We start from the raw sequence: 10,676 nt of genomic DNA, 5'->3' as shown, positions 1-10,676 counted from the left end.
CACCCCTCCTGAGCCCTCCCCCACCCCTCCCACGGAAGGCCCCATCGTCGTGGCAACCGAAACCGCATCCACGAAGACCGCATCCGCTTCGAGAGTCCCCAAAGGCCTGGCCAAGGTCGTCGGAGCCAGCCTGGTCGGCACGACCATCGAGTGGTACGACTACTTCCTCTACGGCTCCGCCGCCGCCCTCGTCTTCGACAAGGTCTTCTTCCCGACCACGGACCCGCTGACCGGCACCCTGCTCTCCTTCCTCACCTACGCCATCGGCTTCGCCGCCCGGCCGATCGGCGCCCTGGTCTTCGGGCACTACGGCGACCGGCTGGGCCGGAAACGGCTGCTGGTGATCAGCCTGCTGATGATGGGCGTGGCGACCGCCCTCATCGGCTGCGTGCCCGGCTACGCCACCCTCGGCGTCACCGCCCCGATCCTGCTGACCGTCCTGCGCCTGATCCAGGGCTTCGCCCTGGGCGGCGAGTGGGGCGGCGCGGTACTCCTGGTCTCCGAGCACGGCGACGCCCGACGCCGCGGCTTCTGGGCCTCCTGGCCCCAGGGCGGCGCACCGCTCGGCAACCTGCTGGCCGTCGGCGTGCTCTCGCTGATGACGACCGTTCAGCCCGACGCGGCCTTCGTGTCGTGGGGCTGGCGCGTCCCGTTCCTGCTGTCCGCCCTGCTGGTCGGGATCGGACTGTGGATCCGGCTCGGCGTCGACGAGTCCCCGCTGTTCAAGGAGGCCCGCCGCCGCGCCGAGGCCCGCGCCGCCGAGGGCGAGAAGGAACAGCCGCCGCTGCTCGCCGTGCTGCGGCACCACTGGCGTGACGTCCTCGTCGCCATCGGAGCCCGGATGGCCGAGAACATCTGCTACTACGTGATCGTCACCTTCGTGCTGACGTACTGCGTCGACCACCTGAAGCTCGAGAAGCAGACGGCCCTCAACGCGGTCCTGATCGGCTCGGCGATCCAGTTCTGCCTGGTCCCGGTCTTCGGGGCGCTCTCCGACCGGATCGGCCGCAAGCCCGTCTACCTGGTCGGGGCCGTCGGCACCGGCGCCTGGGCGTGGGCGTTCTTCGCCCTGCTGGACACCAGGTCCTTCCCGGCCCTGGTGCTCGCGGTGACGGTCGGTCTGATCTTCCACAGCGCCATGTACGCCCCGCAGGCGGCGTTTTTCTCCGAGCTGTTCCAGACCCGCATGCGGTTCTCCGGGGCCTCCATCGGCGCCCAGTTCGCCTCCGTCGCCGCCGGCGCCCCCGCCCCGCTGATCGCTGTGGCTCTGCTGAAGAGCTACGGCACCTCGACGCCGATCTCGCTCTACGTGAGCCTGGCGGCCGTGGTGACCGTGGTGGCGCTGCTCTTCGCCCGTGAGACGCGCGGCGGCCGGCTCGAAGATCCCGACGAGACGACCGCCGAGGCGCTGCCGACCGCCCCGTGACACGTCCGCCCTCTCCTGCGACGATGGCCCGCACCATGCCCGAAGAGACCGAGATCCACCCCGCGGAACGGCTGCTGCGACTGCTGGCCGTGGGCGCCTCCGCCGAGGAACTCGGCGAGGCCGGCGCGGCGGCGCCCGGCTCCGCCGCCCAAGCCCTGCGCGTCCACCGCACCCTGGCCCAGCACCGCCGCCGCGAGGCCCAACTGACGGCGCTCTTCGACACCGCCACCGACCTGGCCGCCTCCCGCGACCTGGACGCCGTGCTGCAGGCCATCGTCCGCCGGGCCCGACTGCTGCTCGGGACCGACCTCGCCTACCTCACCCTCCCGGACGAGGAGGCGGGCGACACCTACATGCGAGTCACCGACGGCTCGGTCTCGCCGCTGTTCCAGACGCTGCGGCTGGAACTCGGCGAGGGGCTGGGCGGGCTCGTCGCCCAGACGGCCCGGCCCTACGCCACCCCCGACTACCGCACCGACGCCCGGTTCCACCACACCCGCAACATCGACGCCGGGGTCCTCGACGAGGGCCTGGTCGCCATCCTGGGCGTGCCACTGCTGCTGGAGAAGCAGGTCATCGGGGTGCTCTTCGCCGCCGACCGCAACCCGCGACCGTTCTCCCCCGACGAGGTGGCGCTGCTGTGCACGCTGGCCGCCCACGCCGCCATCGCCATCGACACCGCCCGCGCCCTGGACGACACGCGGGCCGCACTGGCGGACCTGGCCGCCGCCAACGCCGTGATCCGCGCCCACGCTGCCGCGATCCAGCGCGCCGAGGAAGCCCACGACCGCCTGACCGACCTCGTCCTGCGCGGCGGCGAGGTCCCCGCCGTCGCCGAGGCCGTCTCCGCCCTTCTGGGCGGCGGCATCGCCGTCCTGGACCCCGACGGCCAGCGACTGGCCGGAGAACCCGCCGGGCTCGACGTCCGCGCACCGGTGGCCGAGTCCCGAGCCACCGGCCGGGCCGTGGAGGCGGAGGGCCACTGGGTCTGCGCCGTCCTGGCTGGTCAGGAGCTCCTCGGCAGCCTGGTGCTGACGGGGCGTCCGGAGTTGGAGGACGCCGATCGCCGCCTCTTCGAACGGGCGGGCGTCGTCACCGCGCTGCTGCTCCTGCTGCGCCGCTCGGTCGCCGAGGCGGAGAACCGGGTCCGCGGCGAACTGCTGACGGACCTTCTGGACAGTCCCCAACGCGACCCCGCCGGACTGCTCCAGCGCGGCCTGCGCCTCGGCGTCGACCTACGCCGACCCCATGTGCTGCTGGCCGCCCGCGTGGGCGCCGCAGGCGCCCGCAGCCGACTGGCGAGCGCCGCGACCCGCCTGCTCTTCGGCCGCGGCGGAATCAGCGCGGAGCACGGGGAGGGCGTCGTGCTCGTGCTGCCGATGGAGGCCGAGCCGGGCTGCACGACCCCGGCCTCGCTCACCTCTCCCGCCTCTCCCACCTCGCCCGCATCACCGGTGACGACAGTGGCGGCTGGGGCCGCTGCGCAGCTCACCCAGCTCACGGGCGCCCCCGTCACGGTGGGCGCGGCCGGCCCGGCGGGTGGCATCGCCGCGCTCGCAGCCGCCCACGCCGAGGCCCTGAGGACCCTGCGGGCCCTGTGCGCCCTGGGCCGCGAGGGGGACGGCGCCTGCGCGGCCGATCTGGGCTTCCTCGGCGTCCTGCTCGGCGAGGGCCATGACGTGCGGGGCTTCGTCCAGGAGACCCTCGGCCCCCTGCTCGCCTACGACGCCAGGCGCGGCACCGAACTAGTCCACACCCTGGACGCCTACTTCGCCTGCGGCGGGAGCCTCACCCGGGCGAAGGACGCGCTGCACGTCCACGTCAACACCGTCGTCCAGCGCCTGGACCGCGTGGAGGCGCTGCTCGGCCGTGACTGGAACCACCCCGAGCGGGCTCTTGAGCTCCAACTGGCGCTCCGCCTCCACCTGCTGACGCGCTAGCCCTGCCGCCGACCGGTCAGGAGGCCAAGCCCCGGAGCACGAAGCCGACCACCGCCTCGAACTCGCCCTCCGCGCCGGGCCGGGACCACTCCTCCGCGTAGGCCGGGTCGTGGTAGTGGGCCGTGGCCTGGAAGACCACGTGTCCCAGCGCCCCTGGATCGCCGGAACCGAAGGAGCCCCGCTCCTGCCCCTCCACGATGATCCCGGCCAGCTGTGCCTCCAGGCCGCTGACGTGCTCGGCGATCAGCTCGCTGTTCTCGTCCACCAGCACCTGGTAGGTGGCGAAGAGCTCAGGATCGGCGAGAGCCTTCTCCTGCTTGGCCCGGAACAGGGCGGCCAACCAGAGCCGCAACCGCTCCCGGGGCTCCTCCGGGCCGGCGGCGATGCCCGGCAGCGCGGCGTGCGCACGGTCGAGCCAGCGACGGGTGACCGCGCCCCGAAGGGCGGCCTTGCTCGGGAAGTGGCGGTAGACGGTGCCGTGGCTCACCCCCAGGGCGCGGGCGACGTCGACGACGGTGGCCTTGGCCGGGCCGTACCGGCGCAGGACCTCCTCCGCTGCGGTGAGGATGTCCTCCGGGGTGAGTGCTGCCTCCGCCATCGATACCGGTCGCTCCCGCTACTTCTCGCCTGTTGCTTCTGTTACTTCTCGCTGTCCAGGTGGGCCATCTGAGCAGCAACATACCGGTCACCGGCGGCCGAGCCCTGCGGCACCGCCTCCTCGATGGCCGCCAGGTCGGCAGGCTCGAGCACGAGCTCGGCCGCGCCGAGGGCCTCCGTCAGCCGCTCCCGGCGACGCGCGCCGACCAGCGGGACGATGTCGTCGCCCTGGGCCAGTACCCAGGCGATCGCCACCTGAGCCACCGAAGCCCCCTTGGCCTCCGCGACCGTCCGGAGGGCCTCGACCAGGCGCAGGTTGGCCTCCAGGTTCCCGCCCTGGAAGCGCGGGCTGAAGCCGCGGAAGTCCCCCGCGGGCAGCTGCCGGTCGGCCTGCCAGTGACCGCTGATCAGGCCACGGGAGAGCACCCCGTAAGCGGTGACGCCGATGCCGAGCTCGCGCACGGTCGGCAGGATCTCCTTCTCGATCCCGCGGGAGATGAGCGAGTACTCGATCTGAAGATCGGTGATCGGGTGCACCGCCTGGGCCCGGCGCAGCGTCTCGGCCCCCACCTCGGAGAGCCCGATGTGGCGGACGTACCCCGCCTCCACCATCTCGGCGATGGCGCCGACCGTCTCCTCGATCGGAACGTTCGGGTCGAGCCGGGCGGGACGGTAGACGTCGACGTAGTCCGTGCCGAGCCGGCGCAGCGTGTACGCCAGGGCCGTCTTCACGGCCGCAGGCCGGGCGTCGTAGCCGATCCAGTTGCCCGCGTAGTCGCGCTGGGCACCGAACTTGACGCTGATCGCGACCTCGCCGCGCGCACGGCCGCTGCTGCGCAGTGCGTCACGGATGAGCAGTTCGTTGTGGCCCATGCCGTAGAAGTCGCCGGTGTCGATCAGCGTGATCCCGGCGTCGAGGGCGGCGTGGATGGTGGCCGTCGACTCGGCCTCGTCGGCCGGGCCGTACAGGTCGGACATGCCCATCGCGCCCAGGCCGAGCCGGGAGACGAGGAGCGGGGAGCTCTTGCTGCCGAGAGTGCGTTCGTTGAGTGCCATGTCTCGAGTATGCGAGATGGGCTGACAGATTTCAATATCTGTCACCCGTTCCGGCGAAGCCCCGGCCCGGAGCCCTGGGAACAGCGGGCCCGGCCGTACAGTTGCGTGGAGCAGGACGACAGAAAGCGAGGCACCCAGTGGCCACGGAAGCGGGCAGCCCGGCCGGGGACGGGACGGCCGTCCAGAGCGGCGGCGAGCTGCGTTTCGTCCCTCTCGGCGTCGGCGAGCGCACCATCCCCTACCAGGAGGCCCTGGACGAGCAGCTGCGGCTGCACGCGCTGCGCGTGGCGGACGAGATCCCCGACACCGTGCTGCTGCTGGAACACCAGCCGGTCTACACCGCGGGCCGCCGCACCCGCCCCGAGGACCGCCCGCTCGACGGCACCCCGGTGGTCGAGGTCACCCGGGGCGGCGAGATCACCTGGCACGGCCCCGGCCAGCTGGTCGGCTACCCGATCATCAAGCTCGCCGAGCCGATGGACGTGGTGGCCTACGTCCGCCGACTCGAGGAGGCGCTGATCCAGGCCTGCGCCGAGTTCGGCGTCGAGGGCAATCGGGTCGAGGGACGCAGCGGCGTGTGGAAGCTGGGCCAGGAGATTCCCGGTGCCCGGGTCGACGAGTCCCAGGTGGTCAACATCGGCGCGCTCACCCTGCGCATGGGCGCCAAGCTCGGTCTGGACCCGCGCATGGCCGGCCCCGAGTACGCCCCGTCCAACGCCGGACAGCGCGGCGCCGACCGCAAGCTCGCCGCCATCGGCGTCCGCGTCGCCCGCGGCGTGACCATGCACGGCTTCGCGCTCAACTGCAATCCCGACCTGACGTGGTTCGACCGGATCGTCCCCTGCGGCATCCGCGACGCCGGCGTCGCCTCGCTCAGCTCCGAGCTCGGCCGGGACGTACCGGCAGCCGAGGCGATGCCCGTCGTCCAACGCCACTTCGCCGAGCTGTTCGCGCGCACCCCCACCGCTTGAGCCCCACCGCCGCTTGAGCCTCAGCGCCTGAGCCGACTCGGCCCACCGACCCACCCGACCGCAGGCGTACCCTAGGGGACGCACTGGATTTCGAAGATAGGGAGCCGCACGTGTCCGCTGTCGCACCCGACGGCAGGAAGCTGCTGCGTCTGGAGGTCCGCAACAGCGAGACCCCGATCGAACGCAAGCCCGAGTGGATCAAGACCCGGGCGAAGATGGGCCCGGAGTACACCGCTCTTCAGTCGCTGGTGAAGAGCGAGGGTCTGCACACCGTCTGTCAGGAGGCGGGCTGCCCCAACATCTTCGAGTGCTGGGAGGACCGCGAGGCCACCTTCCTCATCGGCGGCGACCAGTGCACCCGCCGCTGCGACTTCTGCCAGATCGACACCGGCAAGCCCGCCGAGTTCGACCGGGACGAGCCGCGTCGCGTCGCCGAGTCCGTGCTCACCATGGACCTGAACTACGCCACCATCACCGGTGTCGCCCGTGACGACCTGGAGGACGGCGGCGCCTGGCTCTACGCCGAGACGGTCCGCCAGATCCACGCGATGACCGCCGAGCGCGCGGCCGGCCGCACCGGCGTCGAGCTGCTGATCCCGGACTTCAACGCGGTGCCCGAGCAGCTCGCCGAGGTCTTCTCGTCCCGGCCCCAGGTGCTGGCGCACAACCTGGAGACGGTGCCGCGCATCTTCAAGCGGATCCGGCCGGCCTTCCGGTACGAGCGCTCGCTCAAGGTCATCACCGAGGCCCGCGCGGCCGGTCTGGTCACCAAGTCGAACCTGATCCTCGGCATGGGCGAGACCCGCGAGGAGGTCAGCGAGGCGCTGCGCGACCTGCACGAGGCGGGCTGCGAGCTGATCACCATCACCCAGTACCTGCGTCCCTCGCCGCGGCACCACCCCGTGGAGCGCTGGGTCAAGCCGCAGGAGTTCGTCGAGCTCCAGGCCGAGGCCGAGGAGATCGGCTACGCCGGCGTCATGTCCGGTCCGCTCGTCCGCTCCTCCTACCGCGCCGGCCGCCTGTACCGGCAGGCGCTGGAGCGCCGCGGCACCGCCGCAGTCTGAGCCGATCCCACTGCCTGTCGCCGTGCCGTGGAAAGGCGTGCCTGTGATGTCTGTCGCACGCCTTTCACGGGGGTTTGACCAAGTGGTCACGGAGCGGTAACACCAAGTGGTGAAGATGGCGTGGTAGTCCAAGGGGAGAAGGTCACCATGCACCTCGCTCAGAACGTCGCCTCCGCGTTGCGGATGGCCGAGTCCCTGCTGTTCGCCGGCGGCCAGCAGACGGCCCGCCGCAACGCCTGGGACGCCGTCTGCGAGAACCGTCGGCACGCCCGCGACCGCCAGGAGAGCGAGCGGATGCTGCTGCGCGCCGTGCGCTGACGCCGCACCGCTCGACGCATCCCTGCGAGAAGCGTCACAGCCCCGCGCATCACGACTGGGACACAGGCGGTCCTCTGCCGGGACCAGGCTTGGGCAACCGCTGGTCCAGCCCCGTACCATGAACCACATGGCGAGGCAGGAATCCCCCAACAGCCCTGGACGGCTCTCCCAGATCCGTCAGGCATACACCATGACCAAGCGGGTCGACCCGAAGATCGGTCTTATCGTCGCCGGCGTCGGGCTCGGCACCTTCGCGGTGCTCCTCGCCATCGGTTTCGCGATCGGGCACCCGATCTACCTGGGCATCCTGGGCTTCGTGCTCGGCCTGCTCGCGGCCGTCGTGATCTTCGGTCGGCGCGCCGAGAAGGCCGCCTTCGGCCAGCTCGAAGGCCAGCCCGGCGCCGCTGCGGCGGTGCTCAACAACATCAAGCGCGGCTGGAACATCCAGCTGGTCGTCGCGGCCAACCGCCAGCAGGACGCCGTGCACCGCGCGGTGGGCCGCCCCGGCGTGGTGCTGGTCGGCGAGGGCAACGTCAACCGCCTCCGCCCGATGATCGCGGCCGAGAAGCGCAAGATGAGCCGCGTCGTCGGCGACGCGCCGGTGATCGACATCATCGTCGGCAACGAAGAGGGCCAGGTGCCGCTCAACAAGCTGCAGACGCACATGATGAAGCTGCCGCGCGTCATCCCCGGCGCCCAGGCCACGCAGATCAGCGACCGGCTGCGCGCCATGGGCGATCTGCTGGCCAACGCCCCGATCCCGAAGGGTCCGCTCCCCAAGGGCTCGCGGATGCCCAAGGGCGCCGGCCCCCGCTGACGACCTTTCCCGGAACGAACGACGCGGCCCCGGTGGCCGGCCCTCGTGGGTCGGCCACCGGGGCCGCGTCGTTCGTTCCGGGGTCTTCGTCGGCTGGTCTTCGTCGGCCCTCGGTCGCGGATCTCGCCCGTCAGCCCCGGACCTCTGTCAGACCCGGACCTCGACCGTGCCGACTGCCTTGTCGTGCAGGCCGCGTCCGTCCCGGTCCCAGATCAGGGCCGGAACCGCCAGCACGAGCATGAAAGTCCGCAGCGCGACCTGGCCGAACGAGGCGCGCCCGCCGTTCAGGCTGACGACACGCAGTCCGAGCAGCTTCTTGCCCGGCGTCGCCCCTGCCGTGGCCAGCGTCAGCACGCTGACCAGGAAGAACAGCACGGTGATCCAGATGTTGACCTGCTTGACGTCCCGATTCGCGATCAGCGCGAACGCCACCAGGTAGCAGAGGAACCAGTCGATCGCGAGTGCACCGAGGCGGCGCCCCGCGCCGGCGATCGAACCGGGCCCCTCCTCGGGCAGACCGAGGCGCTTGCCGCGGTAGCCGAAATCCGCACCCATCTGCTCAGCGCCGGCCCGCGGGCCCTCGATCCAGCTGCCTATGGCCTTACGACTCTCATCCACGCCACCACAGTAGCCCGGCCGTCGGCGCCGCCTGGAAACCACCCCTGGCGCGCGCCGGGTCGCTGCCGCCAACCGGCCCGGGTGCGGTCTAGACCACTCACGGGAGAGTGAACACGCCCCATCGCCCTGACGGCGCAAGTACGCAGCAACGACGCGGGTTCTCGGTTCTCGGGAGGCCCGCGGTTAACATCGGCGAAACATATGGGTCACGGCCGAGAAACGGCCACTTCCTATGGTTTCGAGAACCGGTATCGCCGGACGGGACCGGCGGTCCGCACCCGCAATCCCGGCAGCCGCCGGGGCCGAGGAGGATGGATGTTCAACAACGCCGACGAGGTGTCGCGCTACATCTCGGACAACGACGTCAAGTTCGTCGATGTCAGGTTCTGCGACCTGCCGGGCGTGATGCAGCACTTCACGGTGCCCGCCTCGGCTTTCGACCCGTCCGAGATGCTGATGTTCGACGGCTCGTCGATCCGCGGCTTCCAGGCGATCCACGAGTCCGACATGGGTCTCGTTCCCGACCTCAGCACCGCACGCCTGGACCCGTTCCGCAAGGACGCCACCCTCAACATCAACTTCTTCATCCACGACCCGATCACCGGCGAGCAGTACAGCCGTGACCCGCGCAACGTGGCCAAGAAGGCCGAGGCCTACCTGGCCTCCTCCGGCATCGCCGACACCGCCTACTTCGGCCCCGAGGCGGAGTTCTACGTCTTCGACGACGTCCGCTTCGAGACGAAGCAGAACCGCTCCTTCTACGAGATCGACTCCGAGGCCGGGGCCTGGAACACCGGTCGCGTCGAGGAGGGCGGCAACCGCGGCTACAAGGTCCGCTACAAGGGCGGCTACTTCCCGGCCCCGCCGGTCGACCACTTCGCCGACCTGCGCGCCGAGATGTCCCTGGAGCTGGCCAACGCCGGCCTCGAGGTCGAGCGCCAGCACCACGAGGTCGGCACCGCCGGCCAGGCGGAGATCAACTACAAGTTCAACACGCTGCTGGCCGCCGCCGACGACCTGATGCTGTTCAAGTACATCATCAAGAACGTCGCCTGGCGGAACGGCAAGACCGCGACCTTCATGCCCAAGCCGATCTTCGGCGACAACGGCTCCGGCATGCACTGCCACCAGTCGCTGTGGACGGACGGCTCCCCGCTCTTCTACGACGAGCAGGGCTACGCCGGCCTGTCGGACACCGCCCGCTACTACATCGGCGGCCTGCTCCGGCACGCCCCCTCGCTGCTGGCCTTCACCAACCCGACGGTGAACTCCTACCACCGCCTGGTCCCCGGCTTCGAGGCCCCGGTCAACCTGGTCTACTCGCAGCGCAACCGCTCCGCGGCGATCCGCATCCCGATCACGGGCGCCAACGCCAAGGCCAAGCGCATCGAGTTCCGCGCGCCGGACCCGTCCTCCAACCCCTACCTCGCCTTCTCGGCGATGCTGCTGGCCGGCCTGGACGGGATCAAGAACAAGATCGAGCCGCTGGAGCCGGTCGACAAGGACCTCTACGAGCTCGCCCCGGAGGAGCACGCCGCGGTCCCGCAGGTCCCCTCCACCCTCCCGGCGGTCCTCGACGCCCTCGAGGCCGACCACGAGTACCTGCTCGCGGGCGGCGTCTTCACGCAGGACCTGATCGAGACCTGGGTCGACTACAAGCGCACCAACGAGGTCGCCCCGATCGCCCTGCGGCCGCACCCGCACGAGTTCGAGCTCTACTTCGACATCTGAGCGAGCCTGCTTTCGTGCCCTGCTTAGGAGGAGCCCTGAGCGTCCGCACCGGAGCCCCGCCACTCCCTCGAGGGAGTGGCGGGGGCGCCGCCCCCCCCGGGGGCGGGGTCGCCCGGGGGGGGGGGGCGCGGGGGGGGG

10 protein-coding genes are annotated in these 10,676 nt (G+C 71.2%); 7 read left to right on the top strand and 3 right to left on the bottom strand.

Annotation, left to right across the window (positions count from 1 at the left end):
* Positions 1 to 49 precede the first annotated feature (49 nt).
* The gene (locus TR50_RS40685) at positions 50 to 1,426 is read left to right on the top strand and encodes an MFS transporter (protein WP_042435101.1); all 1,377 of its coding nucleotides are present in this window, start codon (positions 50 to 52) and stop codon (positions 1,424 to 1,426) included.
* Positions 1,427 to 1,461: 35 nt separating this feature from the next.
* Positions 1,462 to 3,366, top strand: a complete 1,905-nt coding sequence (locus TR50_RS40680) for a helix-turn-helix domain-containing protein (protein WP_042435098.1) — start codon at positions 1,462 to 1,464, stop codon at positions 3,364 to 3,366.
* 16 nt (positions 3,367 to 3,382) lie between these two features.
* Here TR50_RS40680 and TR50_RS40675 read toward each other — a convergent pair whose 3' ends face one another.
* Both TR50_RS40675 and TR50_RS40670 read right to left on the bottom strand, forming a co-directional pair.
* A complete protein-coding gene (locus TR50_RS40675; RefSeq protein ID WP_042435096.1) occupies positions 3,383 to 3,964 on the bottom strand; it encodes a TetR/AcrR family transcriptional regulator in 582 nt (193 codons plus the stop codon).
* A 41-nt stretch (positions 3,965 to 4,005) separates the two neighbouring features.
* Positions 4,006 to 5,019, bottom strand: coding sequence for an aldo/keto reductase (locus tag TR50_RS40670; RefSeq protein ID WP_042435093.1), 1,014 nt, complete (start codon positions 5,017 to 5,019; stop codon positions 4,006 to 4,008).
* A gap of 137 nt (positions 5,020 to 5,156) precedes the next feature.
* Between TR50_RS40670 and lipB the strand changes: the two genes are divergently transcribed.
* The 4 genes from lipB (at position 5,157) to TR50_RS40655 (ending at position 8,189) form a co-directional block, all read left to right on the top strand.
* Complete coding sequence (gene lipB / locus TR50_RS40665; protein ID WP_042435090.1) at positions 5,157 to 5,990, top strand: lipoyl(octanoyl) transferase LipB; 834 nt, start codon at positions 5,157 to 5,159, stop codon at positions 5,988 to 5,990.
* A 110-nt stretch (positions 5,991 to 6,100) separates the two neighbouring features.
* Positions 6,101 to 7,054, top strand: a complete 954-nt coding sequence (gene lipA, locus TR50_RS40660; protein ID WP_042435085.1) for a lipoyl synthase — start codon at positions 6,101 to 6,103, stop codon at positions 7,052 to 7,054.
* 147 nt (positions 7,055 to 7,201) lie between these two features.
* Positions 7,202 to 7,372: a hypothetical protein gene (locus tag TR50_RS47720; RefSeq protein ID WP_162837981.1), complete on the top strand. Its 171-nt coding sequence runs from the start codon at positions 7,202 to 7,204 to the stop codon at positions 7,370 to 7,372.
* 127 nt (positions 7,373 to 7,499) lie between these two features.
* Positions 7,500 to 8,189, top strand: a complete 690-nt coding sequence (locus tag TR50_RS40655) for a DUF4191 domain-containing protein (protein WP_042435077.1) — start codon at positions 7,500 to 7,502, stop codon at positions 8,187 to 8,189.
* Between the two features lie 147 nt (positions 8,190 to 8,336).
* Here TR50_RS40655 and TR50_RS40650 read toward each other — a convergent pair whose 3' ends face one another.
* Positions 8,337 to 8,744 carry an RDD family protein gene (locus TR50_RS40650; protein WP_042435073.1) on the bottom strand — a complete coding sequence of 136 codons (408 nt, stop codon included), beginning with the start codon at positions 8,742 to 8,744 and terminating at the stop codon, positions 8,337 to 8,339.
* Between the two features lie 378 nt (positions 8,745 to 9,122).
* Between TR50_RS40650 and glnA the strand changes: the two genes are divergently transcribed.
* Positions 9,123 to 10,538, top strand: coding sequence for a type I glutamate--ammonia ligase (glnA, locus tag TR50_RS40645; RefSeq protein ID WP_042435071.1), 1,416 nt, complete (start codon positions 9,123 to 9,125; stop codon positions 10,536 to 10,538).
* Positions 10,539 to 10,676: the final 138 nt, after the last annotated feature.

Origin of the sequence: Streptacidiphilus anmyonensis, assembly GCF_000787855.1 — a bacterium.
GTDB classification, from domain to species: domain Bacteria; phylum Actinomycetota; class Actinomycetes; order Streptomycetales; family Streptomycetaceae; genus Streptacidiphilus; species Streptacidiphilus anmyonensis.
The sequence above is the reverse complement of the archived record's forward strand: the minus strand, read 5'-3'. Positions and strand labels throughout refer to the sequence as shown.

Bases quoted from the DNA above. Each gene is read 5' to 3' on its own strand.
- TR50_RS40680 (WP_042435098.1), top strand. From the start codon at position 1,462: ATGCCCGAAGAGACCGAGATCCACCCCGCGGAACGGCTGCTGCGACTG.
- TR50_RS40675 (WP_042435096.1), bottom strand. From the start codon at position 3,964: ATGGCGGAGGCAGCACTCACCCCGGAGGACATCCTCACCGCAGCGGAG.
- TR50_RS40670 (WP_042435093.1), bottom strand. From the start codon at position 5,019: ATGGCACTCAACGAACGCACTCTCGGCAGCAAGAGCTCCCCGCTCCTC.
- TR50_RS47720 (WP_162837981.1), top strand. From the start codon at position 7,202: ATGCACCTCGCTCAGAACGTCGCCTCCGCGTTGCGGATGGCCGAGTCC.
- TR50_RS40655 (WP_042435077.1), top strand. From the start codon at position 7,500: ATGGCGAGGCAGGAATCCCCCAACAGCCCTGGACGGCTCTCCCAGATC.
- TR50_RS40650 (WP_042435073.1), bottom strand. From the start codon at position 8,744: ATGGGTGCGGATTTCGGCTACCGCGGCAAGCGCCTCGGTCTGCCCGAG.
- glnA (WP_042435071.1), top strand. From the start codon at position 9,123: ATGTTCAACAACGCCGACGAGGTGTCGCGCTACATCTCGGACAACGAC.